Below are 25,832 nucleotides of genomic sequence, written 5' to 3' on the forward strand. Positions count from 1 at the left end.
GTCCTTACTCCCCCTGCTTTTTATTAGCCGCGCGACGCAGCTTCAATTTACGGTATAGTCGTTCGATCAAGATGCTGGTTGCCGCAAAATAGATAATGATGGCAATAATCGAATCGGCGATTTCCGGCGGAATCTCCGTCATGGCATTCATAAACCCTCTGCCCGAGTAGAGAATCCCGAAGAACAGTGCCGATACCAAAACACCGATAGGTGCGTTGATTCCGAGCAGAGCTACGGCAATCCCGTCAAATCCCTGGCTCGGGAGAATGCCGATCTGCATGCTGGAGGCATTCCCCGCATACTGTGCAACTCCCGCGAGGCCCGCGAGGCCGCCGGAGATGAACATGGACAGTACGATGCTGCGTTTGACAGCGATACCCGCATATTCGGAAGCGTGACGGTTGAATCCGACCGCCTTCAATTCGTATCCAAGCGTTGTTTTGTTAATAAGGAAAGCGACGACCAGAACAGCAATGACCGCGATAAAAAAGCCCAGATTGACATAAGAACCTTGGAACATGTCACTAAGCCACTGCTGATGCAGCATGGCTTCCGGCGGAAGCTGACGCGATTCCGTCTCCAGACTCGCCCCTTTGAAGTAACCCGGAATGACATAATAAACGGTCCAGTAGGCGGTCCAGTTCATCATGATCGTGGATACGACCTCATGTACGTTATATTTAGCCTTTAGGAACCCTGGGACAACCGCCCATAGCGCACCGCCAATAAACCCGACCAGCACCATGACCAACAGGAGAAGCGCCCGCGGCAGGTCCAGCGAGAGGCCGACAGCCGTTGCGCAAAAGCCACCGAACAGCATCTGGCCCGCGGCACCGATATTAAACAGTCCGGTACGGAAGGCAAATGCCACGGACAAACCGGTCAAAATAAGCGGAGTCGCCGTCGCCAGCGTATTTCCGATCCGCTCCGGGTTCTTGAGTCCACCCTGGATGAGATACTTATACCCTTCTACCGGATTATGTCCGGTCAGCGCCATAAGCAGTGCCCCCGCAATGAGTCCGAACAGGACGGCAAGCAACGATTTTACGCTGTTATTCATGTGGTGCCTCCTCTTTTTGATACCCGGCCATCATTAGTCCGAGCTCTCTTTCGTTCGTTTCGGAGGTTTTAACGATACCTACCAGTTCACCGTTATTGATAACGGCAATGCGGTCCGACAAATTCAGTACTTCATCAAGCTCCAGGGAAACCAGTAGAACGGCTTTTCCCTTGTCCCGCTGTTCGATCAGACGACGGTGAATATATTCAATCGAGCCTACGTCAAGGCCCCGGGTCGGTTGAACGGCAATAAGCAGATCCGGATCGCGCTCTACCTCGCGGCCGATGATCGCTTTTTGCTGGTTACCGCCGGACATCGAACGCACGATCGACCGGCCGCCCGTTCCGGAACGCACATCAAAGCTCTGAATGATATGCTCCGCATGCTTGCGGATCGCTGCTGGCTGCAGCAGCCCGTTCTTGGAATACGGTGGGCGGTTGTACACCTCGAGGATCAAATTCTCTTCAATGGTATAGTCCAGCACGAGTCCCCTCTTTTGGCGGTCCTCCGGAATGTGGCCGATTCCGCTTTCATTCCGTTGACGGACAGATAGACCGTTGAGCGTTTTACCATTCAAGCTCACCGTTCCGCTCTCGGCCTCGCGAAGTCCGGTAATAGCTTCGATCAGTTCCGATTGACCGTTACCATCCACGCCTGCAATACCCACAATCTCCCCGGCATGCAGGTCCAGACTAAAACCTTTGAGCGCATCGACTTTCTTGCTGTTCTTTACCGTAAGCGATTTAATCTCGAGAACGGTCTTGCCCGGGCGACTCTCCTGCTTGTCCACCTTAAAGGAGACGCTGCGGCCCACCATCATTTCGGCCATAGCCTCCCGGCTCGTGTCTGCCACTTCAACGGTGCCGATCGTCTTGCCTCGGCGGATGACGGTGCAGCGGTCCGCAACCGCTTTAATTTCTTTCAATTTATGGGTGATCAGAATGATCGATTTGCCTTCATTGACCAGGTTTTTCATAATGCCCTGCAAATCTTCGATTTCCTGAGGGGTCAGCACCGCGGTCGGCTCGTCGAATATGAGCACTTCCGCGTCGCGGTACAGCATTTTGAGAATTTCCACTCTCTGCTGCATCCCGACCGAGATATCCTCGATTTTGGCATAAGGGTCTACGTTGAGGCCGTATCGCTTGGACAGTTCCTCAACCCGTTTGGCAGCCGATCTCACATCCAAGCCGAAGAAGTACTTGCGCGTCTCGCTGCCCAGAATAATATTCTCGGTCACGGTAAACGGCTCGACTAATTTAAAATGCTGATGCACCATCCCGATTCCGAGTTTGTTCGCGACATTCGGATTCGAGATCCGCACGTCCTTGCCGTTGACTTTGATTACGCCACGGTCAGGCTGATACATGCCAAACAGGATACTCATCAGGGTGGACTTGCCCGCCCCGTTCTCACCGAGCAGCGCATGAATCTCACCCTTCTTCAGCCGAATCGTAATATCGTCATTGGCCACGATCCCGGGAAATTCCTTGCGGATGCCCACCATCTCGACAACATAGTCCATGGTTTTGGGTCCTCTCCTTCTTTTGTGTTGAATATCTTCCTATGCATAAATTGCTTTAAAAAACGCGGATCGACTCACTTCCAAACAGCCAGAACGCAGTTACATAGATCGAATTCTACATATTCAATATCAGAATGCAATCGCTTGCGCCGGTGATACGGTCTGATACCTAAAATAGCTCCACAAAGTGGAGCCTATGCTTCGATGCTTGTTCCAAATACTATGCGGGGGCCCCAAAACATATAAATGCGATTACAGAATTGCATACGCATCGCTGAAATAACTTATAAATTCTAATACCTTAAAAAAAGACGGAAGGGAATCCGTCTTTTTTCATGCGGTATCGCTGCTTTTCAAGTAAGTCTATCCACGCTTCTGTAGATGACCTGGGTGTCTTGGATTACTTAATCAGATCGCCTTGCTCAGCGGCTACTTTAATTTCGCCGGCTTTGATCTTGCCAAACACCTCGTCTACTTGCTTCAGAACGTCCTCGCTCAAGTTCGGGTTCTTCTCAGGAAGTCCGACGCCGTCATTTGTGGCATCCAGCGTAAGCGTTTGTCCGCCCGGGAACTTGCCTTCGGTTTCGGCTTTGATCATATCGTAAGCGGCATGGTCGATTTTCTTCACGGCCGAAGTCAGGACAACGGATTTGTCGCCTTCATAAACGCCATCTTGATACTGGTCAACGTCTACGCCAACGATCCATACTTCGGATCCGTTCTGTACGCGAGTCTTCGCTTCGTTAATCGCACCAACGCCCACGCCGCCTGCTGCTGCGAAGATAACGTTTACGCCGCGGTCATACATTTGAGCCGCCAATTGGCTGCCTGCTGCAACATCGTCAAAAGATCCTTGGTAGACAACGTTCTCTTTGTTAATTACCAGTTTCGTGCCGAGATTCTCGTTGGCATAAGCTACACCCTGCTGGAAGCCCCAGTTGAACTTCTGTACAGGAGGGATTTCCATGCCGCCGATAAATCCAGCTTGTCCATCCTTCACATGAAGCGCAGTCGCTACGCCAGCCAGGAATCCGGACTCTTGCTCAGCGAAGAAGATGGATACGGTATTTTCCTTAACTACCGGTGTTGCGCCCTCTTCCCCGGAATGAGGCGTTCCATCAATAATAACGAATTTAGCATCTTTATACTTGTCTTGTGCTTTAAACACGGCTGTTTCAAATTTGAAGCCTGGGGTTACAATGAACTTAAATCCGGCATCATACAGGTTTCCGATCTCTTTTGAATAGTCGGCTTCTGTCGTTCCGGCCGGCTTCAGGTATTTATACTCCATTTTGAAGTCCTCGTTGGCCTTCACGATACCTTCATATGTTCCTTGGTTAAACGACTTGTCATCAATCGTTCCTGCGTCCGTAACCATCCCTACCTTGAAGTTTGCCTTAGGTGCGTCGCCGCCTGCGCCGCCGCTTGGTTCCGACGCTGGTTTGTCGCCGCAACCTGCCAGCATTGTGACAGATAACGCCAAACTGATTAAAGATATGACCCCTTTTTTCATTAAGGATAACCCTCCTAGGTATATATGCCCGAATACTAGATTCGCGCTATTTACAATATATTAATAAAACAGACCCTTTTCAACATAAATTTGGGTGAATCTGTCAAACTGCATCTGTGCCGCGGTGAAACGTTTAAGACATGTTTTATTCCAAATCTAGTAGAGATAGGAAACCGCAGATTGCGTGGCGTTGATAACACGGTTTTTATAGATAACACAGGGGTTACAGCGGGTGTGATACGCCAAGCGTGTAAGTGATCAGACCCTTCCATTTGGAAAAAAATAATAGCGCTTTATGAAAGAAAGCACCTCGGCAAGGTGCTTACAAACATGCTGATTATTTCGATGAATGCTATGAATGATTATTCATTTGCGACGGGATTTCATCATGCGATTATACGTAATTAGTCCGGCAATAATCATGGCGACTACACCCAAACTGCTTGCCGACTCCGGCGTCATGCCAAATACACCTGCCAAATTCGTAACCAAGCTGTTCGTAAGCAGCGCCACCGCAATTAGCATAATTGGACGCCACACGCTATACCTTCTCATCCTCGCAACACCCCCAGGCCAGATTTACAGCATTTTAAGAACCCCAAACCACTAAGATCGCCTAATCTATTAGATGCATTATACCATGAATAAGTATGCGTTTACATTAATCTCGACTTTCGCAGTATGAATTTTTCAGATAGCCTGCAACTACTTCACTATATGAGACGTGTTCACTAACATCGAGATGCGTCACGTATTCCTCATGCGCTCATCAATACCGATTCAAAGTAAAAGCCACGATCACAACGTGGAAATCTCGCGCTGCGACCATGGCATTTTTTATGAAACATTAGTTATCTTGTATCAATGTGGCACGGTAGAATTTGGTCATGGAATGCCACACCCTAAGTCAACTTCTAGGAAATCAGGCCATATGCCATCGAAATCTGAGCTTGTGCGGGAAATAAACGTCAGTCCTTCTTATTGTATTCGAATGAAATCTTAACGGGATCCGACATTCCATCCATAGACAGATAGGCGTCGCAAGTTCCCTTTAAATTTCCAGTAAGCTTGATCATGAATTCGAAACTTCCCGTTTCTGTACTGGTCGTCTGGCCTTCGTAGCGAACTTTCCCTTTCGAATCGAGTATTTTCAAATTCACTTGGGACTGGCTGCCGTTCACGACCAGCCCGTCAATCGTCAATTTCTTCGCATCGGCATCCACCACGGCTCTTGCGCCGTCAATTGTAGTGCCACCCCCGGCATGGCCGTCAACGCCGAGAACTTCGATTTCATCAAGGAAGACCCAGACGTTGACCGGGAATTCGACTTTGACATAGCGGGCGTATACTTTATCGGATCCCGCTTTCCCCGGCACACCATCTGTTATTCCGCTCCAACCCACGAACTCGGTCGAGGCAGCATCCTGTGCCGGTGGCGGAGAAACGGTTGCCAGCGTGCTCCAGGATTCGCCGTCAGATGAAACGGAAAAAGCGACGTTCTGAGGAAAATAGATGCCAGGTCCTTTATCCTGAAGAAAATGGGCTCTAATTGCCCCGATCGATTTGTTGCTGCCCAAATCAAATGTGATGGTGCGGCTTCGTTCGTCAGGGTAATCGCTTCCCGCATGGGCCTGCCACTGCTCGGTGCGGTAATCCGTCCCGCCGAATCGGCCGTCCGTAAGTTCGTTCCCGGAATCGGGATAGTTGCTGTTAGGCTGCTGTGAAATTGTATAGCTTTGGCCAAGAACCAGATTGCTGAGTCCCCCTCCGTCAGACCAGGTTTGAATGAGAACTTGCGCGTAGGAATCAAGCACCGTTGCGGCCGGGACCGAAATCAACCCTTGCGCTTGGACGGCCGGGTCGTGAATGTGCGCGAGAAAATCCTGCATATACGTCACGGCTTCCTTAGGCTTGTTATCGTCCAGAAGAAGTTTGATGGTCTGCAATCGATACGACAACTCATTGCCAAAAGCCGAATTGATTTCGTTCGACGCGACATAACGCTGTACAAGCTCCGTCATCGTCTCCGGCGCCGGGCTGCTGTCGATGGCGTACGTTCCGTTCAAATACTGATACAGCCAGTCATACATTAAACGCAAATTCGGATCCTTGCTTACGCCCAAGTTGTATACAGCATTATTGCCTTGATAGTGAGCTCTGAAGCCATTTTGCATCAGACCGGATCTGACGCCGCTGTCCAAGTATTCGACAAAACGCTGACGAAGTACGGGATCTCTCAGCATTCCGTCATCAAATTCAACTTCGTTCCCCATTCCGTATCGCTTTGCAGTATCCGTAGCATCGTCCAGACGGTCGGAATCCATTCCGCCAAAGAAATAGTTAGGCTGAAGCGCCGCGGCATCGAACCCTACGTCTTTCCACATAAACATTTTGTAAGCATAGGAGTGTGGAATCCAGAAAACCTTCATGTTCATGGCGTGCACTTTATCCGACACCATGCGAGCTATGTCCGGTCCCGATTCGGATATGTCGATTTGTTCCGGCATCCAGTACATGCCGACAAGCTCAAGATTCGAGTAGTTGGCAGCCTGCCATCTTTGCCGGGTCTGGTCCAGCCACCACTGCACCGCTTTTCCTCTGTTTTCAGACGCTTTTTCTTTGCCTACGACGGAGTCGTTGAAATTTAAGGAACCGCTACCGTCAATGTCGCCAAAATCGGTTAAGGATTCCCCTGGATTCGGAATCATTAACACAACCTTGACTTGATGATCGGGCTGTTTCAGCTTGGCCCCAACTTCCTTGGCAGCCTCATTCAACTGCTGCATATCGCCCGTGGCTGCAAATGTTTTATCCAAATACCATTTCCAATCGTCCAGGTTCGTTTGTCCCTGACCGAAATCGCGACCGGCAGGCGAAGCAATCCCGAGATATAGAACGCCGTCATAAAGCCAATCGACCGGCTCGCCGTCTTTATTTACATAACTGATATTAGGGATAATCCGTTCCTTCTTCCAATCGCCCAAACCATTCGCGTATTGTCCGTTATACAGCAGATTCAGATTCCGGATCCCGGCCGTAGCTTCCCCCGGCTCCAAAAAACGAGGCTGCTCGGCAGGAACCTTTACCGCCCCTTCAATCTTGCCGTCCATACCCATAATTTCGATTTCGTCAATATATTCCCACTGTGTAGGATGCATATAAAAGGTCACCTTCACATAACGGGCATAAGCCAGCTTGCCTTCCGTATTCCCGCCTTTGATTCCATCCCGGCTGCCATCCCATTCAAAGGTCTCCTGTCTGGGCGGTCCTTCTCCCCACAGAAGCTGCGTAGCGTTATGGGAAAGCAGCCCCCAATTTTCCTTATCGTCGGAGACATACATCGATACCGACAGCGGCACGAGAATCGAATTCGTAGGAAAATCTTGAAAGAAATTAGCCGTGATCTTTCCAATTGACTTTTCCTCACCGAGATCGAACACAACTTCGCGAGCCTTTCCGCGCAGATGTCCTACCCATGCCGGGTCGTTCATATCCAATGCGCCGTATTTTCCGTCCGTAAGCTTGTATCCGTCATCGGGATGCGAAGCTTCCGGAGCTTCAGACCATTCATACGGAAGGTCTGCCGCGAGATTGCGGAATTGCGCCTCCTTCACTGCCGATGATGCTGCCGCTTGATTTTCGTCTATTGCTTGTGGTGCCTGTTCCGCTTTCGGTTCACCGGTATCCGTCAATGGATCCAGTTCGACCTGTGGATTACCTGAATCATTCCCTGTTTCCATCTGTTCTGCATCCACCGCCTGCAGAACAGTCACATCCGGAACAGGCGATTTCGCCTGCACCGCAGAGACTGGAGCCATTAGCAATACGGCTGCCAATAATCCGGATACCCATTTTTTATTCAAATTCATCAAGGCCAACTCCTCTTCTTTATTCTCGAGTACAGAAATATCAAGAACCTTTAAACCCTTATTTCTGTTCCGGTTGAACGCTAAATTTTGATCCCCCCTTTCGCGAAATCTGGTATAAGCAAGCAGCAAAGCGTATAAGATCGGCTTCCACCGAAAGAGGAAGCCGTCACCGCCGCGTCCAGTACCGCCAGCGGCGCGGAGTTTCCAGAGGGCAACAGCAGTAGTGCAGCGCTGCCAAACACTCCGCACTTCGGGCGATTCTTAGGCATGGATAAGCAAACTTCGGTTTATCCGTATTCAGGTGATTCTGGTCTACTTCGCCTTTGCCGCCAGGAACTCATCAATCTGCTTTTGCAGTTCCTGCTGAATTTTTTTGAGGGCCGGGCCGGCTTCCGCTTCAAATTTCTTCAATGTCTCGTCCGGATCGATAACCCCGTTGAACAGCGCCGTGTAGTATTGCCCATCAACCGTATTGTACTGGCTAACCTCGTTTTGCACTGGGGTACTGTCAAATTCGAAGCCGGCCAAAATATCGGTCGTGAACATGTCGGCATCCTTAAGCACAGCGTTCAATTCCTCATTCTCGCCCTTCACATCACTCCGCTCATCGACGGGATTCCACAGCCAAACATAGCCGAATGCAGAGTAGCCGGATGTATCCAGGGTTTTCATTTTGTCGTCGCCTACCGCTTCCCAGTGCTTTCCTTCGATTCCGTAAGAAAGCAGGTCGTAGTTCTCCTTCTCATTCGCCCAGTTCAGGAACATAATCGCCCGTTCCTTGTTCTTGCTCACCTTCGGAACGGCCAGAAAGTTCCACTGTTTGAAATCGGTGATGTTCGCGCCCTTCTCCGGATTAAAGAAGGTGACCGTCTCCAGCTCGCTGTCCGGCACATTGTTCTTTAACGTGTTCTTGAGGGAATCGCCGATGCCGAACGCGCCGTTCGTGACGATTGCCACTTTGCCTGCCGAGATCGGCTGATGAAAATCTTTTGTCGTCAAAATGTCCTTGAAAATCAGGCCGTCAGTAAACCATTTGCGCGTGTTCGCCAGCCAAGTTTCGATCGGCTCCCGATCCTCCAGCAAATTGTAAACTTTGCCGTCATTGTTCTTGTAATAGAGCATCAGGCTGTTGCCCAGGGCGTGGGTCGGTCTGACATGGGTTTCGTAATCGTTCAGCGCATGGTGAGCGACAAATGAATAAGTGCCGGAGCCTGCGGTCATCGGGATGATGCCTTTCTCCTGCTCTTTCACCTTGTAGGCGAAATCGATCAAATCTTCATAGGTTTTAATCGGCGGTACGCCGAGCTTCTCACGAATATCTTTGCGCACCATGTAGGAATTGCCGGACATGTAGCTGACGCCGAGCGGAACGGCCATAATTTTGCCGCCGTACTTGTTGTAATCCCACATTTGCTGCGGCCGTTTCTCGAGCACCGTTTGGCCGTACTGGGCCAACAGGTCGTCCAGTGGCTCATAGAATCCGTTAGCGATCATTTGGTTGATATGCAGCCATGGCGCATCGAAGATGAGATCGATGTTTTCGCCGGAAGCAAGCGTCACCTGTGTCTTTTGCGCCAGATCGGACCAGGGTACGAAGACGACGTCGAGTTTGACGTTGATCGTATCCTTCATTCGCTTCTCTGCTTCGGCGATGACCATATCCATATCCGACGGCCGATCGCCGGGAATCATGATTTTCAGCGTCACCTCTTCAAGTTTGGCGTCACCGCCGGCGCTGTCTCCGGTTTGACCCGACGGTCCGGGCGTCTTCCCTTCCCCTTCGTTCTTGCCCGAACAACCTGCAATCGCGATGAGCGCGATCAACAACACGAGCACGATGGGCAATAGCTTTTTCATAGTCATTCCCCCTGAATCAATAATAGAGAAAATAGGCAGATGAGCCGGTTCATAAACTGCAGCGATTGAAAGCTCGAACCGGCCAAACGCCTTCACGTTTGCCGCTCTACCCTTTTACCGAACCAAGCGTCAAACCTTTAATAAAGAAGCGCTGGATGAAAGGATAGACGAACACGATCGGGCCGATGGTAACGCAGACGATCGCCAGCTGCATGCCATAGGTCGGCACGACGACGTTGTACTGCGTCTGGCTCCCGCTCACATAAGCCATAACATTCAAATTGGACATAAGCTGGCGGATCATCATCTGCAGCGGCAGCATTTTGTGATTGTCGATAAACAGCAATGACAAGTACCAGTCGTTCCAATATTGCAGCGCGTAAAACAGGCTCACCGTGGCAATAACAGGCAGCGAAATCGGCCAGATGATGCGAAAGAAAATATAGAGATCATTGGCGCCGTCCACAGTCGCAGCTTCATTCAATTCATACGGCAGCGTCCGGTAGTAAGAGACAAGAATGAAGGCATAGAACGGATTAAGCAGATAGGGCAAAATGAGCGCCCAAACCGAGTCTTTCAGATGCAGCCAGTTGGCGATCAGCATGTAAAAGCCGACAAGTCCTGCGCCGAACAACATCGTCAGAAAGGTTAAAAACGATAAAATATGGCGGTACTTCACTTTCCGGTGGCTTAGCGTGTACGCATAGGCAGCTGTCAAGAGTACGCCCAGCGCCGTGCCGGCGATCGTCACGATCATCGTAATGCCGTAGCTTAGAAACACCTGCTTGCCGGAAAGCAAAAATTTGTACGCATGGAGGCTGAATTTGCTCGGCAGCAACTGGTACCCCGCCGTCTGCAGAAGCGATTCATCGGCGAACGAGTTGATGAACACAATCCAGAACGGAATGAAGCAAAACAGCGCAAAAGCGCCCAGCACCGCGTACATCAAAACAAGAAACAACCGTTCTCTCACTTCGATCACACCTTAACTGGCTGGGACTGAAGCAAAGGGTCGGTTCGGAGCTGGAGAAACGCAAGTGGTCGCCTTTGTTCCCGAATCGTATCCGCTTAACGAGCCTATACGATCATAACGATTCGGGAACAACAGCGATCGAAAAGCCCGAATCCGGCCTCATGCCAACTCGCCCAACCTTCCTTTTAGAATAGTCTTGAATCCGCGTCCACCTTGCGCGCGATCGCATTGAAGATCAGAATCGTGACAAGCCCCATGCAGGACTGGTACACGACAACGGCAGCGGACATGCTGAAATTCCCCAGCTGCCTCAGCGCACGAAACGCATACGTATCGATGACATCTGTCGTTGGAAAGAGTATGCCGTTATCTCCGATGATCGCGTAAATCATGCCGAAATCACCGTAGAAAATACGGCCAATGCCAAGCAGCGCCAATATCATCACGGTCGGCCGCATCAACGGCAGCGTTATGTAGAGCATCTGCTGCATCCGGCTGGCGCCTTCTATTCGGGCGCTCTCGTAATATTCTGAGGAGATGCCCGTAATGACGGCCAAAAAAATAATAGAATTATAGCCGGCAATCTTCCAGGCGCTAATGACGGTTAAGATATACGGCCATACGCCAGGCGTCAAATACCAGTCCACTCCCTCGTAGCCAAGGGCGGCAAGCGCGCGGTTAATGAGCCCCTCGGATGTGCTGAATAGCGTCAACGTCATCATGCTGACGACAAGCCAAGAAATGAAATACGGTAAAAAAATGAACGATTGCGTGATTCGCTTGAACAGTCGATTACGGATTTCATTCAGAAAGATAGCCAGCACGACCGCGCTGCCGAGACCGGTTACGAGAAACAGTGCATTCAGGAAAACGGTATTCAGCGTCACCCGCAGCCAGTCTTTCCCATTGAAGAAAAACTCAAAGTTCTTAAATCCGACCCATTCGCTCCCCCATATTCCATCGGATAGCCGGTAATCCTGGAAGGCGAGCAGATGCCCAGCCATGGGCATATACGCAAATACGACCAGAAACGCAATGCCGGGCAGCGCCAGCAAGTATAAATACCGGTTCCGCGACAGCTCGTGCACAAACGACCCGCCGAACCTTCTACGTCGCTCCAAAGAACGTCCCTCCTTTCTTGTGCGGCTTGCAGGATTCGAACGGAGCCATCGTAGCATTCACGGCTGCTGCTTGCCTAGTTCTCATTGGCCGGATTCGGTTCTCGCGCGGCCGATTCGCAAGCGTTCGGCCGGTTGTTATTGGTCTGGCCGGTTCTCAATCGCCCGTTGACCTTTCTAATTCGCAGAGTTCCCGGCTATCTGCCGCGTCCGCTCCATCCGCTCGCTCGCCTTGCTATCGCGGTATTGGCTTGGCGTCATACCGGTCGCTTTTTTAAATGCAGTGAAAAAGTGGCTTTTCGTCTGAAAACCGGACTGCTCTGCAATTTCGGTGACCTGCATGCTGGTCTGCTCCAGCAGCTCCTTAACCTTCCCGAGCCGCTCGTTCAAGATGAAATTCGATAGAGGCATGCCATGATGTTCGTGAAACAGCTGCCGGACGTATTTGGCCGACAAAGCGATATGGTCAGCGATATCGTCTACCGACAGCATCGGGTCATGGGTATGGTAGCGGACGTACTCGATGATTTCCCTCACCAGCTTTTCCTTGCGATTGAATCCCTTTTGATCGCTAAGCTGCCGGATCATCCGCCCGATTTCTTCCTTCAACCATCCATGAACATCAGTAAGCGTGGCGAACTGCCTCAAGTGGCGCTCAATCCCTTCAACACTCTGGATAGACATCACTTTGCTGAACGACTTGACGATCGCAAACAGAAGCAGCTTCAGTTGGAATTGACACTCGGTATATTTCATCGTCTGCAGGCGCGTGAACACCTCGTCCAGCATGGCCAGCACCTTCTCCTCTTTGCCGCTGCGAATCGTCTGGATCAAGCTTTCATGCACGGCGGAGTCGATCGGCGCCTGTAAATCGGCATACCGTTCAAAGTCTTGTTCGACGTAGATTTTGTCATCACCGCTGACAAACTTGAATAATGTCAGTTCGTTCATATCGTCGTATACTTTGCGTAAATCGTCATGTACGCGCCGCGCTTCGCTTTCGGCGATCGTCACGTCCAGCTTTACGTAACGGCTGACTTGACGGCTAAGCTCCTTGAGCTCTTTGGTCAACTCGGGATCAGGGAGGGAACTGGCCGTGCCAACCAGCACGACCAGATGGTCCGTGCCAAAATCGACCACCTCGATCGGCCGTTCAGCTGTGCCGAGCAGCTCCTCTGCGATATTACCGATTGCATACTTGAGCAGCTTGCGAGAGACAAAATCGTACTGCTCGGATATTTCGTAATAGGAATCAATCTTGATCACAGCCAACCGAAGCCACTCATAGTCAAGCAGGCATGATTCGCGCGCAACCGCCGCTCTGGCGCCGTCGCTCAGCCTGCCCTGCAGCAGCCATTGCCGCAAATATTCGGTCTTGATCACTGGATAATGATCGCGAAGCATAACAACGCCCTGCTCAATGACACCGTAATCATTCTCCCCCTTCACGCCAAGCTTCCGCTGCAGTTGATCCGCCAGCCGGCGAAATGGCCCGACGAAACGACGCGAATTCCAATAGGCGACCAGAAGCAGCGCCGCGAGCAGCAGGAGCGAGCAGACGATGATGACTGTTTTGAACGCCCCGGCCTTTTCGCGGAATTGCTTCATTTCAGTGACAGATATAATGGTCCACTCCGGCGATTCCATCCGTGCATAATTGACGAATGCTTTCCCTCCCGTACGGCTCAGCTCAAATGACCCCCCCTTCCGTCCCGGCTGGATGCTATCCATGGTCTCCTCGAGATGCTCATCCCGTTCCCCCAGAATCAACCTTCCTCGATCATCCACAATGGAAAGCAGTGTATCCGCCCTTCCGTCGCCTGAAATCAAATGCTTCTGCAGCTCTTTCTTGTCAAACAGGACGACAAGATACCCGTCACGGTTTTTCTGCACAGGAGCCGAAGGAAGCTGAAGCGCCAAATACGTGTCGTTTCCTATCTGATGATCAAAATAACGAAGGAAGGTCCCTGGCGTACGCTTAATCCGCTTCAGCATCGGCTGATCGGCAAATTCCTCGAACGAAAGCAATCCGACTTTGGAGTCGATCACCTCATGTTTACGGAAGCTAAATAAGTAAGCGGTTTCAATATAAGGTTCATTAGATAGATATTTCGTCAACACCCTCATTGTGCTGGCATTTTGCAGCAGATTGTCGGCGGAAGCATACATCCAATTCTGCACGGTTCGGTCTTCGTACATGGTCAGACTGTACCATTTTAACTTAGCCAGGATGTACTCGACCCGCTCTGCCATTTCGTCGATGCGGTCCTGATTGAACGTCCCCACCTGGGAGTAAGCGAAATGAGAAAATCGGTTGGCTAGAAACAACGAGAACGGTATGATTGTAATTGCAAAAAAGATGCCGCTTATCACAAAAATGCGCCAGGATGTAGATCTGAACATAGTATCCCCTTGTCCCCCTTCGTCTTTAGGAGTTCTCTTACGACCAATATGTCCTATCATAATGCACCCCTTTTCCGTTTGCCTAGTTCTCATTTGTCCGTCAAGTTCTATTTCTCCGGATTCGCGCTGCAGCACCTACTTTTTCAACCCAAGGAATAAGGGATCTGATGTCCGCCAACTCGCATAAGGTACTCACAAACTGGGCCTTGAAGTGCCGTCCACTCATATGCACACATAGCAGAACAGCACCCTCCGCTTTATGAGCGAGGGGTGCTGTCTTGATGGTCATTCACATTCAATAGAAGAAACCTACCATTTGCATCATTTTAACCGTGACGTCTAACTTTATGGGTCAAATCCCAAAGTTGCGCATCTATCTATTCATGCTGCTGGACTCAATTCAACTCAGCTTCTGCCCACAATTCGGACAGAAGTTCGCCCCCTCATTCTTTGCGCCGCAGTTCGGGCAGAAGTTGGGCTTCTTGTTACCTTCGGATGAGGAAGAGGATGCCGCCGCGGACGGCTCCTTCCCGGCCGGATGTTGTTGGCCTTGATTCGGGTTGTTCCGGGTCTGATTGTTCTGGTTTGAATTATTTTGATTCTGGTTCTGATTCATGTTTTTCATCATTTCATTGGCCATGTTCATCCCCATCATCATGCCGGCCATATCCGAAGCCGCGCCGCCGCCTTGCACCTGGCCGGATGCGATCCCATCCGTCATGCTCACCTGCTGGTATTTTTGCAGATTGCCGATCATTTCATGGGAAGCCGTCTTGGTGATCATATCCTGAATTTCCTTCGGATAGTTGAAGCTCATCACCTGGAAGCCGGTGATCGTGATCCCGTTGTCCATCACTTCCATGTCAAGGTCTTCTTGAATCCCTCTCGCGATATCGGAGGCGTTCGCCTGCAGATTGAACATGTCCTTGCCTTCGCGGCTGATCCATTTCATCAACAATTGATCGAGCACCGAAGTGATCCGGATCTTAACGTCCTCAACTAAGTAGCTTTCTTTCATCCCGGCTATTTTGTCGATCAGCGTTACGTAATCGTTCACTTTAAAATTAAACGTGCCGTTGGCACGGATCGGCATGCCGCCCGGCAGCTGCGGCGTCGGAATCAGAACCGGGTTCTGCGTCCCCCATCGGACGGTGAACTCCTTGGTGTTCACGAACAGCACTTCCACGCGCATGCCGCTGTTAAAGCCGAATTTAAATCCCTTTAAAGTAGAAAGGAACGGGATGATATCCGAATCGATATTATATACGCCTTCATCCTCGAAAATCCCTTCGATTTTGCCGTTATTGATGAATATCGCATCCTGGCCGGAGCGAATGACCAGCTTGCTTCCTTTTTTGATCTCCCGATTGCGCCATTTCCAGAAAATCATGTCATCTCTAAACTCTTCCCATTCCACTACGTTGGAGAATTGGTTCTTGAAAAATCCCATTGCTGCTTCCATCCCTTCCCATTAAAATTTCCCGCTGCTGCTGCTGTGCGAATGGCCGCCGCCGGTGACGCCGCCGCCGCCTCCGCCACCCGAGCCGCTGCTCGTGTTGCGCTCTATTTTCCGCTTTGTCACGGTCGTTCTAATATATCGGTCCTGCTGATTCAAGATCCCCGATGTGCTGGCATCCTCATAGGTTCGGCTGTTGACCGTCACCCGACCGCCGGAGCGGTAAGCCATGATTCCCACAGCGATTGCACCGATGGCAGCGGCAGTTCCCAGCTGAAACCAGAGATTAAATATAATATTATCCGGGTTAACGTCCGGCTCAAAGCCCATGTACCGATGAGCGGTTTTGATGTATTTTTCAAAAGCCTGCTTGTAATTGCCGCTCGACAAATCCGGAGTAATTTTGCTGCGTATTTTGGTCAGTCTCCCGGAGTCGAGATACTTCTCAGCCTTATAATAACCTTCCAAATGCACATCGTGGGTATCCAATACGATGGTCAAAATGACGGTATTGCCGTGCCGCCTGTCATACCCAGGTGCGTACTCATCGTAAAAGTTTTCCGTCCATGCCTCAACTTCATCATTTTCTACACGGTTAGCAGTTAGGATCATAAAGTCCGTCTCACGTTCGGCGCCGTACTCATTCGCCATCGCATTCAGCTCATTCCGTTCTTCAGGACTAAGCAGATTCGCTTCATCAAAGATCAAAGGCTTATCATCCGCAGCTTTAACGATCCCGGAGGGCGCTATCAAATTTACCGTTAGTAAAAATAAGACCGTCCATAACGCATATCGTCTTCTCACAGGAACCCTCCTCCCATTGCCCAGGAGATCAGTTTCAAGGATAGCAAGGAGACGCCCGAAATGCCCGCGAACCACCCGGCCACCTTCGCTTTGCTGATCGGCGGCTTGCCGACCACCTTGCCTGTCTGGCCGTTCATCGCAAACGTATGCTCCGATTTATTGTAATCATAGTGCACCATCCATACCGGAAGGAGGACATAATCGGCCTGTTTCAAGGTGGTATCGATTCGCTTGTTGGTATAATTCACGGTTGTATATCCTGACACCGCGGACGAAATATACGAATCAATGTAGGAGCTGATCTTATCCTTGGCCCGCGGAAGCAGCTGCTCTTCATCATGGCTGTATTTTTCGGCAATATACCCGGCAAGATAAGGCGTCTTGAATTCCTTCAGCTGCTGGTAGGGGAAAGGCTCCAGCTTATCCATCAGTTCATCGTTCATTTTCTCCGAAGCATCGATCGGCACCTTCACATAGTTCAAGCGAATCTTCCGGTAGATATCGAAATGCTGGGTCTCCGTGTACTGGTAATCACCTTGTGTGTAGGTTCTCACCTTGGTGCCGTGGCCATGAACTTCAACCCGATTATGTAACTCATATAGCCAAAAGGGCACATAGATCCCGGTAATTTCCTTGATCCGGTTCGCTGTCATAAATCCGCTTGGCGTCAAAAGGCCATTCCTGCACCATTTCTTGAAAGCCTTCATCGCTTCTTCCTTGGTAATCGAAAACGGGATGACCATGACCGGAGCCAACTCGCCGCTCAGCCGGTCGCTGAGTACAACGGCGGATCCGCAGAAGCTGCAGGTCGTGGCGCTGGTTTCGGGCTCTGTCACGATGATGGCCCCGCAGCTGTTGCAGTGATACTCCTTCACTTCGTTCTCGACGAAAACCTGCTTTTTCAGCGGGTCGGGAATTTCCTCGATATTATCCTTTCTTCCGCAGCTCGGGCAAGACAACATTCCTGTATCGCCGTCAAAAACCATGCTGCTGCCGCAGTTCGGGCATTTGTATTCGATAACCGGCATTTCCTCACCTCGATAACAATGAAATGATTATTCTTTCTTTTTCAGCTTGTCTTTGATTGCTTCCAGTTCATCCTGGGCAGAGGGAGTCTCCATTGGAGCAGTTCCTTCCTTCTCCATATTCTTCTCCAATTCAGCGATCAGGTCGTCCAGATCGTCTTCCTTCGCTCCGGCGCGAAGCTCGGCCAGGGCCAGCGCTTCATCCAAGGCACGGTTTGCCTTCTCATCCATCGTGTTGAATGCCGCATTCGCACCGCCCGAGGATGCATGGCCAGCGTTTATATTCTGCTGGACTTTGGCAGCCGCCATCTTCCCTTTCAACTCCGCATAGCGAGCTTCCAGCTGACTCATGTCCGACACCAGTTTATCCTGCATTTGTTTCATCCTGACGGCGTTTGCGGAAGCCGATTCGTAGGCTGCCTGCAGTTCGCTCAGCTTCTCGGCCTGAGCCGCTTTTCGTTCCAGGAACTTCAGGGCATCGCCTTCGTTTCCCGCTTCCACGGCCTTCTCCGCATATCGCTGCAGCTTCTTGATCTCGCTACTGCACTCATCAAGCGCCCGCTTCGCTCTTCGCTCATCCGAGAGCACGGAAGCCGTCTCCGCTTTCACCTTACCCAAGTCCGTATTCAAGCTGCGCATATAAGTATCAACTGTTTTCTCCGGATCTTCCGTCCGATCCAACAGCGCGATCACATTCACCTTCATAACATCCTTAAACCTCGATAAGATTCCCACCATGAGTGTCCCCCTCGAAAAGTTTACATTTAAACTATAATACCCTATATACCGACAAAAGGTTTCAATTGCCGAAATTCGATGGAATATATGTAAATTTATTGCTATGAAAAAAACAAAAAAATACCCTCCGACCCAATGATCGGAGGGTGTATATATTAGATATCATCCCGAATCTGGATACGCTTCTTACCGGGATTCGGCTGCTTCGGTATTTCAAGCTTAAGGACTCCATCCTTCAGGGAAGCGACAATTTGATCCTCGGCGATGTTCTGCACGTAAAATCTGCGCACATACTCGCCATAACGGCGTTCCTTCCGGACGCGTTCCTTCCGGACGATTTGCTGCTTCGTATCCTCTACGCTGTGGTCCTCCTTGCGAACGGCTTTGATCGTTAAGTAAGGGTCAGCGTAGCTGATTTCGATGTCGTCCTTTTGAAAGCCTGGAAGTTCCGCCTCAACCAGATAAGTGTGCTCCGTCTCTTTAACGTCTGTTTTGAAAGACATCATCGAACCTTTGAACGGTGCAAACGCCTCATCTTGAAACGCATCGTTAAAGACATCGCGAAATGACTTCACCAACTGTCCGAAGGCATCCTCTCTGCGCTTTCCAAATGGCATCAAATCAAACATCATAGATTTCCCCTTTCTTATTTGACCTTGTTTGACCTTACGCCTTTATTATATGCCTTGCACGCATTAATGCCAAAACCGATTATGAAGAAATCAGGACTAAAATAGCGTATTTTCAGCCGATTTTTTGAATGAAGGGGTTTCGATCTTTCGATTTGACCTTTTTTGACCTTTAGACTGTATTGTTTCTACCGGCATCAAGCATCCCGGATTTTGGCGAATCATGGGGTCATGAAAAAGGCACCCTAAGGGGTGCCTTCACATTATATATATGGGAGACTGAGGAAAGTCGATACGTCATGAAAGTGCCTCGACACCGTCTTTTGCAAGACCAGCAAACAGCTGAGGTTACCGTTTATTCACAATATGATCGATTTCACTTTTCAACAAAAGGTATCGATGCACGCTTCTCATGATTGGAACTTTGGTCAGCTTATTCTGATCGACATAGCTTTTCATTTGATCTTTGGACAAACCTAATAATTGACCTGCCTCAGAAACGGTTAATACTTCTTCATTACTGGTTGCATTAAACGTTTTTTTCACCTTTAAATTCCAATCTTCGAACACCTGCATGAGATCTCAACCTTTCTTTAACGCAACGAATAAAACAAAATGGTTAAGGAGCCGTAAGAGCTGCTCCCTACGATTTGGTATCCTTGCGCTGATTCTTACGATAAAGCTTGATCTGCTGATCCGACGAAACAAGGATCGGTAGAATTTTATTGCTGCTGACCATGGACGACGCGCACTGTGAACAAATGGGAACTTCCTTGAACGAGAAGCTATCTCGAATCCAACCGTTACACCCTTCCTTCGTACAAGACCAGATCGCGGTCATCTCTTCCGGCAGATTTTCCAGTGGTTTATTCCAAGAATAAGACAATGAACTTCCCCCTTTAGCTACATTTTTAACGCCTTCATGCTGCTTGAGCTCTATTATAAAAAAAACCCCAAACGGTACGTTTGGGGATCTTTTCACGAATCTACAGTTTTACAACGTTCTCAGCTTGCTGTCCGCGGTTGCCTTGAACTACGTTAAATTCAACACGTTGTCCTTCATCAAGCGACTTGAAGCCGTCACCAGTGATTGCACTAAAGTGTACGAATACGTCTTCGCCACCTTCAACCTCGATGAAACCAAAGCCTTTTTCTGCGTTAAACCATTTTACTGTTCCTGTTTGCATAGAAACACCTCCTAAATTTATATGATTTTCTCATTTTTGGTTAAAAAACAAAAAATTCACATATTGCACAAGGTTCCTAATCAAAATAATAACCCTCTGCAATATGTGAATCTCAGGTCAAAATCCCAATAAACTTATTATACCCCAACCGATCTAAAATAGCAAACGTCTTATTTCTAAGGGCGCAATCCAAAAAAAGACATGGATAAAATAAACTTAAACGCTACCAAGCTAATGGGGAGATTGATGAGAAGGCCGGTAGTCAGTTTAATCTGCTAGCTAGAGACATGTCGACGCAAAAAAAGGCCATTCCCCGGCAGAATACCGGGAAATGGCCAAAGATTGCAGCTTCTAACACGTATTGTGAATCCAGCATTGTTATGCGGTCCCATCAGAGGTTACATCTGAGCACCTGTCTGATAACTGAGCAGCTGCCGGAAGGTGCCTTTGTGATCCTGGGACAGTTGCTGATAACCTCCCTGCTGGATAACCCGCCCTTGCTCCATCACAATAACCTGATCGGCATGGCGGATAGTGGACAGTCGGTGGGCAATGACGATGATCGTCATGCTCCCTTTCAGCTGCTCCAACGCTTCCTGAATTCGCTGCTCGTTCTCACTGTCGAGCGCGCTTGTCGCTTCATCCAGCACAAGAATCGAAGGCCGCTTCAAGATGGCCCTTGCCAGCACGATCCGCTGACGCTCTCCCCCGGACAGGCGAATACCGCGATCACCAATGACGGTATCAAGACCTAGCGGAAGCCCGTGCACGAATTCATCGGAGGCTGAAAACCTCAGCGCTACCCACAGCTCGTTATCCGAGGCATCAGGAGCGACCAGCTTCAGGTTATCCCGGATACTCTCATTGAAGAGAAAAGGATCCTGCGCCACATATCCGATCCCCCCTCGGAGCGACATCAGCTGACGTTCGTCCTCCATGGAAACGCCGTCCACAAGAACCTGCCCGCTCTCCGGTTGGATCAGTCCCATAAGAAGATCGATAAGCGTGCTCTTGCCCGCGCCTGATTTGCCGACGATGGCCGTCATGCGATTGGCCGGAATATGTAAGTTGATATCTCGCAAAGCATAGAGGGGGGAAGATGCATCGTACCGGTAGTCCACATGATGACAATCGATTCCATGCTGCAGCTGAAGTCGCTCGCCGTCTGCAACTGGAATCGATCCGACGATCTCTCGGTCTGCCTCGTATTCCGCTTGCAGCTCACGTATCGCCCGGAAGGCCGGGAAATTGGACACGAGCTGCTCTGTGCTCGATTGAATGCTGATAAATCTAGGCCATAGGCGCGAAAAGATGAGAACGATCATCAGCAGCTGCTCGGCAGGCGTACGCAGCACTTCCAGCGCCAAATACACAAATCCGGCAACCAGCAAGACGGACGAGAGCCGATAGATCAGCTGGGACAAAGAATTGATTTTGCCAAATTGGATGAAGTTATGCTCCATCTTTCGCGACAGCCTGTCAAACCAGTTCATATGAAACGGCTCCAACCGGTTGCTCTTGATATCCTTGATGCCGTTGAAATGTTCGCTGATGCCTGCAAAATAATATTTTGATAACTCTGTCGTCTGCTCGCCGATCCGCTTTGATCGCCGGATGAATCTGCGTCCGAACAGGGCAAGTAGCCCTCCGCTCATCAGAACGATGAGAGTCAGCAGCGGAGCCAGCCATAGGGCAAGGCCGATCTGAATAGCCGTGAACAAGAAAGACGAGACCATCTGCAAGAACAGAAACGTGCCCTGATTCACGCGCCCGAGCTCATTAGTCATGACATGATTGAAATCCGACCTGCGGTGGCGCAGGAAAAATTCCCATTTGGCATGCAGCAGCCCTTGATACGTTTCCATGCGCAGTTTGCGAATGAATCGCTGCAGTATTTTTGCATTTAACAGATTCTGGCTGCGCTGCAGCAAGGCCTGCCCGCCAACAATCACAACATAGAGGGCCAGCACCATCGGCAAATTGAGCTGCAATGACCATGAACCTGCAAGGTCCATCAAGGTTGAGACGAGCGGCACCCCGCTCAAATCAGTCTCGAATACGCCAATGACCCCGAGTAGCGGGACGATCAAATAGATGCCGATGCCGTCTAGAACACTGATGACCAGGATCATACTCATATTGAGGTAGAGCTTAAACCCGGCCATCCCATGCATTTTACGGATAAAATATAAGAGATCCTTCAATGTAAAAACTCCTTATCGGATGACCGCTTCAAGTTCAAATCTCCGGCCCTCGTATCCATACCGAATATCCCGACGACGGCATATCGTTCGTGCCCTTCTCTCCCCGTTACAATATAAGAGCCGCAGCGGAGCCAGGCATGGGCCACCATCATTCCTTTATCGTCCCGACCGCTCCCCAAATAAAGCGTACTCGGAATCCCTCTTCGCTCCAGCATCTTCATCGCTGCGACGGCTTTAACCAGGCACTGGCTTTCCCACCATGTGACACGGCTCATGGTATGTACGGCTCTTGAGATTTGGCGGACAAGCGAAAGCTCCTGCTCCGTATAGCCCACATACGGCGTCTCCTTCATATGTTCTCCCAGAGAAGGAGATACCTTTTGAAAAGGAAACAGCTTAAACACTCTCCCCCAGGCCAGATAAACATAAGCTTCTGCCAACATCAGCTTCATGCTAACAGGATAAGACATGAATCGGCGTGCTTTCCGGTAAAGGCTCATTGCTATTTATCCACCTGAACAAGGCCTTCAGTGGCTAACTGCTTGAGGAATAATCGGACCTGCTGCTCACAGAGCTCCGGTTCGATTTCATACTCCAATACCAATTGATCCACCATATTGGAGATTGTGATGGGAGACGAAATAAGTTCCCATATCCGCCCGCCAATCCGCCCCAGATTATAATACTTGCCGTTTTCGATGCTCAGCATCACCTTTTCGCCATCCATATCACTGACCAGGAAACCTTCGGATTGCACAACGAGCGCGTCCGTCGTGATTAATTCCGTACTCATGGATAGAACCCCCTTTTTTCAGCTATATAAGCTGGTTTGAGAAATATTCTGATGATACCCGCTTTTACGAAATGGACTGCGATCCAATGATAAAAGCGATAATGCACCCTTAAATCGAAGGTTGTTTCATACGCCGCCAGAACCAGAGAAATGGCCGAAGCGGAAAATACAGAAAATGCAGTGATTTGGGTAATGGCAGCACTGAAGCATCCCGCGAATTGGGCAGAAACTTATTCAATATATACAGGGCTTTCTGTTTACCCGTCATTAATGAGAAAAGGTAACGGTTATAGCGCCATGCCACGCTTTTCTCTGGTACCGGGTTCAATTTCACGATTCTTTTAATAAAGTAGAGTGCGCTTTCTGCAAGACGATGGGCCTTTGAGTTCATAGTCAACACAGTCAGATCGTGCGGAATGTCAACTGAGAACAATCGCGACAAGAGAACGAAAGCCTGCCCTACATATTGCTGTCCCCCATATCGCTCAAAGTGAGCTCTCATATCGTTGCTGCTTATGATCGGAAGCAGCCTTGTAATATCCATCAGCCAACGCAGCCGGAACCAACCATGCCTGGCACCATGGTCGGCCAGATAGCTTAGCAAATCCTCATTGCCCAGATAATGATAAATCTGATGCGACAGCATTACATCATTCCTGCGCTCCCACAATAAATCAAAAGAAAATGACTTGTCATAATGAGGATTTAATCGCCAGTGAACTTCGATCTGTGTCGAATGGTTTTTATGCTCATAGGACAAGTGATGGCTTGTTTTTTTCCAATTTTCCAAGATACGTTCATCCTGCAATTCGTACCCAAGCTGTACCAATACCCGCTCCACCTTCTCCACGTCATCCGCATCCACCAAGATATCCAAATCCTTCGAAGTCCTGTGTGCCAAGTCCCCGTAGAGCTGCGTAGCTAGTATAGGGCCCTTAAGCAGAAGTGTACGCACCCCATGATCCTTGAGCGCCTCACAAAGCTGACTCATTCCCCTGCTTAAATGCAGCATTTTCATCACGTTGTTATGATAATGCTGCTGGAGGGATGCCATAATCTCGGGAGGAATTAGTGATGCATCCATCCCTTTAAGTTGCAGATATACAAGCGGATAAACGCGGTGGTGCAGCGCGAGTCTCATGAACATTTTCCAATCGATATCCGATGCATATTGCTTAACGAGTATTTCATCATAGGCGTTATTGCGGAGAAGATAGAGTAAAAAAGATAGTTCCTTTGAGATATCGCTCAGGTCCAGCTTAACGTCCTCTTGAAGATTCAAGTCACTCACTCCAAAATAATTGATCATAGCAAGAGTGCAGGCACTTGCTCTCTCACGCCTTTATTCATGCCTGGCCGACCGATCGAGTAATAGACAAGCTTCGTTCTAGCCAATTGTTCTTCATTATATATATTGCGGCCGTCGATCAGGTACGGCGATTTCAGCCAACTCTCGATATCGGATAACGAAACCTTCTGAAATTCATTCCATTCCGTTAAAATACAAAGAGCATCCGCTTGCCAAACCGCTTCCCGGGCATTTCGGCAGTAAGTAATCCCGTCGATATCATAATTTCTCTTGAAATTATCAGTGGCAACAGGATCGTATACCTTCACCTTTGCTCCTCGCTCCATTAGTTCCGTAATAATTTCGTATGCCGGCGAATCACGGACATCATCGGTTTCAGGCTTAAAAGCCAATCCCCAAATTCCAATCGTTCTGTTCGCCAGATCACCCATCAAGGACACCAATTTGCGAATAATGTTAAGGCGTTGGTCTCGATTGACTTCAACGACGGATTTCAAAAGCTTAAAATCATAATCCATCTGTCCGGCAATTTGAATAAGGGCTTGCGTGTCCTTAGGGAAGCAGGAACCGCCGTATCCGATACCCGCTCTCAGAAAAGAAGAGCCAATGCGCTTGTCATAACCCATGCCATGGGCTACTTTCGTCACATCGGCTCCGACTCGCTCACATATATTCGCAATTTCATTGATAAAGGAAATCTTTGTAGCAAGAAAAGCATTAGAGGCATATTTAATCATTTCAGCACTGCGAACGTCCGTTATGATCATATTTTCCGTCAAAGGTTTATGCAACTCAATAAGCTGCTCCTCTGCTCTCTTGCTGTCCGTTCCAATAATGATTCGGTCAGGATTCATGGTGTCTTGAACCGCCGTACCTTCCCGCAGGAACTCAGGCACCGAAGCAATATCAAAGGTTTCATGCGTATGCTGTGCAATGATTTCTCTGATTTTCTCATTCGTTCCAACTGGAACCGTACTCTTCGTTACTATAATCTTATAACCGTTCATCGCCTGCCCGATCTCTTGGGCTGCCATCTCGATATAACTCAAATTCGCTTGCCCGTTCGGCATGGATGGTGTACCTACAGCTATAATGATAATGTCTGATTGCTTTACTGAAGCAGTCATATCGGTGGTAAAACTTAAATTGCCTGCTTCCATATTAACCGTTAATAATGACTGGAGGCCAGGCTCGTAAATGGGAATCTCTCCACGCTGAAGCTGTTCTATCTTAGCCTCAATTTTATCTACGCAGATGACCTCGTTTCCAAGCTCTGAAAAGCATACGCCTGATACCAGCCCAACGTACCCAGTGCCAATGACTGTGATTTTCATCCTATTTCACTCCTCTAAGAGTGGATTTCATTAAT

Annotated in this window: 22 protein-coding genes; all 22 read right to left on the bottom strand. The window is 49.4% G+C overall.

All coding sequences use genetic code 11. From position 1 onward, the window contains the following. Window positions 1–4 precede the first annotated feature (4 nt). Window positions 5–1,060 carry an ABC transporter permease gene (locus tag M4D81_RS13240; protein ID WP_071219220.1) on the bottom strand — a complete coding sequence of 352 codons (1,056 nt, stop codon included), beginning with the start codon at window positions 1,058–1,060 and terminating at the stop codon, window positions 5–7. After that, window positions 1,053–2,585, bottom strand: coding sequence for an ABC transporter ATP-binding protein (locus M4D81_RS13245; protein WP_260066836.1), 1,533 nt, complete (start codon window positions 2,583–2,585; stop codon window positions 1,053–1,055). Before M4D81_RS13245 ends, M4D81_RS13240 begins: the two co-directional genes overlap by 8 nt. Before the next feature lie 400 nt (window positions 2,586–2,985). Then, complete coding sequence (locus tag M4D81_RS13250; protein ID WP_071219222.1) at window positions 2,986–4,098, bottom strand: BMP family lipoprotein; 1,113 nt, start codon at window positions 4,096–4,098, stop codon at window positions 2,986–2,988. A gap of 366 nt (window positions 4,099–4,464) precedes the next feature. After that, a complete protein-coding gene (locus tag M4D81_RS13255; RefSeq protein WP_076322526.1) occupies window positions 4,465–4,653 on the bottom strand; it encodes a hypothetical protein in 189 nt (62 codons plus the stop codon). 413 nt (window positions 4,654–5,066) lie between these two features. Then, entirely contained in the window at window positions 5,067–7,967 is a 2,901-nt protein-coding gene (locus tag M4D81_RS13260; protein ID WP_260066839.1) for a DUF4855 domain-containing protein, read from the bottom strand. 312 nt (window positions 7,968–8,279) lie between these two features. Beyond that, the gene (locus tag M4D81_RS13265; protein WP_260066840.1) at window positions 8,280–9,824 is read right to left on the bottom strand and encodes an extracellular solute-binding protein; all 1,545 of its coding nucleotides are present in this window, start codon (window positions 9,822–9,824) and stop codon (window positions 8,280–8,282) included. Between the two features lie 106 nt (window positions 9,825–9,930). Then, the gene (locus tag M4D81_RS13270) at window positions 9,931–10,797 is read right to left on the bottom strand and encodes a carbohydrate ABC transporter permease (protein WP_260066841.1); all 867 of its coding nucleotides are present in this window, start codon (window positions 10,795–10,797) and stop codon (window positions 9,931–9,933) included. 185 nt (window positions 10,798–10,982) lie between these two features. Beyond that, complete coding sequence (locus M4D81_RS13275) at window positions 10,983–11,918, bottom strand: ABC transporter permease (RefSeq protein ID WP_071219226.1); 936 nt, start codon at window positions 11,916–11,918, stop codon at window positions 10,983–10,985. A 174-nt stretch (window positions 11,919–12,092) separates the two neighbouring features. Continuing rightward, the gene (locus M4D81_RS13280) at window positions 12,093–14,318 is read right to left on the bottom strand and encodes an AraC family transcriptional regulator (protein ID WP_260066842.1); all 2,226 of its coding nucleotides are present in this window, start codon (window positions 14,316–14,318) and stop codon (window positions 12,093–12,095) included. Between the two features lie 400 nt (window positions 14,319–14,718). Then, window positions 14,719–15,768, bottom strand: a complete 1,050-nt coding sequence (locus tag M4D81_RS13285; RefSeq protein ID WP_260066843.1) for an SPFH domain-containing protein — start codon at window positions 15,766–15,768, stop codon at window positions 14,719–14,721. Window positions 15,769–15,789: 21 nt separating this feature from the next. Beyond that, on the bottom strand, window positions 15,790–16,578 hold the full coding sequence (locus tag M4D81_RS13290; protein ID WP_260066844.1) for a TPM domain-containing protein: 789 nt from the start codon (window positions 16,576–16,578) through the stop codon (window positions 15,790–15,792). Continuing rightward, on the bottom strand, window positions 16,575–17,606 hold the full coding sequence (locus M4D81_RS13295; RefSeq protein ID WP_260066845.1) for a TFIIB-type zinc ribbon-containing protein: 1,032 nt from the start codon (window positions 17,604–17,606) through the stop codon (window positions 16,575–16,577). Before M4D81_RS13295 ends, M4D81_RS13290 begins: the two co-directional genes overlap by 4 nt. 27 nt (window positions 17,607–17,633) lie before the next feature. Beyond that, the gene (locus tag M4D81_RS13300; protein ID WP_260066893.1) at window positions 17,634–18,338 is read right to left on the bottom strand and encodes a PspA/IM30 family protein; all 705 of its coding nucleotides are present in this window, start codon (window positions 18,336–18,338) and stop codon (window positions 17,634–17,636) included. A 158-nt stretch (window positions 18,339–18,496) separates the two neighbouring features. Then, entirely contained in the window at window positions 18,497–18,970 is a 474-nt protein-coding gene (locus tag M4D81_RS13305) for an Hsp20 family protein (RefSeq protein ID WP_260066894.1), read from the bottom strand. 348 nt (window positions 18,971–19,318) lie between these two features. Continuing rightward, window positions 19,319–19,546 carry a helix-turn-helix domain-containing protein gene (locus tag M4D81_RS13310; protein WP_071219233.1) on the bottom strand — a complete coding sequence of 76 codons (228 nt, stop codon included), beginning with the start codon at window positions 19,544–19,546 and terminating at the stop codon, window positions 19,319–19,321. Between the two features lie 67 nt (window positions 19,547–19,613). Beyond that, the gene (locus M4D81_RS13315) at window positions 19,614–19,856 is read right to left on the bottom strand and encodes a cold-shock protein (protein ID WP_071219234.1); all 243 of its coding nucleotides are present in this window, start codon (window positions 19,854–19,856) and stop codon (window positions 19,614–19,616) included. Window positions 19,857–19,956: 100 nt separating this feature from the next. Continuing rightward, on the bottom strand, window positions 19,957–20,157 hold the full coding sequence (locus M4D81_RS13320) for a cold-shock protein (protein ID WP_006207692.1): 201 nt from the start codon (window positions 20,155–20,157) through the stop codon (window positions 19,957–19,959). 398 nt (window positions 20,158–20,555) lie between these two features. Then, entirely contained in the window at window positions 20,556–22,361 is a 1,806-nt protein-coding gene (locus M4D81_RS13325) for an ABC transporter ATP-binding protein (protein ID WP_260066846.1), read from the bottom strand. After that, window positions 22,358–22,861, bottom strand: coding sequence for a lasso peptide biosynthesis B2 protein (locus tag M4D81_RS13330; RefSeq protein ID WP_260066847.1), 504 nt, complete (start codon window positions 22,859–22,861; stop codon window positions 22,358–22,360). The genes M4D81_RS13325 and M4D81_RS13330 overlap by 4 nt, the downstream gene beginning before the upstream one ends. A 2-nt stretch (window positions 22,862–22,863) precedes the next feature. Then, on the bottom strand, window positions 22,864–23,154 hold the full coding sequence (locus tag M4D81_RS13335; protein ID WP_260066848.1) for a lasso peptide biosynthesis PqqD family chaperone: 291 nt from the start codon (window positions 23,152–23,154) through the stop codon (window positions 22,864–22,866). Between the two features lie 109 nt (window positions 23,155–23,263). Next, window positions 23,264–24,436 carry a nucleotidyltransferase domain-containing protein gene (locus tag M4D81_RS13340; RefSeq protein WP_260066849.1) on the bottom strand — a complete coding sequence of 391 codons (1,173 nt, stop codon included), beginning with the start codon at window positions 24,434–24,436 and terminating at the stop codon, window positions 23,264–23,266. Window positions 24,437–24,459: 23 nt separating this feature from the next. Continuing rightward, window positions 24,460–25,797 carry a UDP-glucose dehydrogenase family protein gene (locus tag M4D81_RS13345; protein ID WP_260066850.1) on the bottom strand — a complete coding sequence of 446 codons (1,338 nt, stop codon included), beginning with the start codon at window positions 25,795–25,797 and terminating at the stop codon, window positions 24,460–24,462. Between the last annotated feature and the right edge of the window lie 35 nt (window positions 25,798–25,832).

It is taken from the genome of Paenibacillus sp. p3-SID867, assembly GCF_025142895.1.
In the GTDB taxonomy this organism is placed as follows: Bacteria; Bacillota; Bacilli; order Paenibacillales; family Paenibacillaceae; genus Paenibacillus_AQ.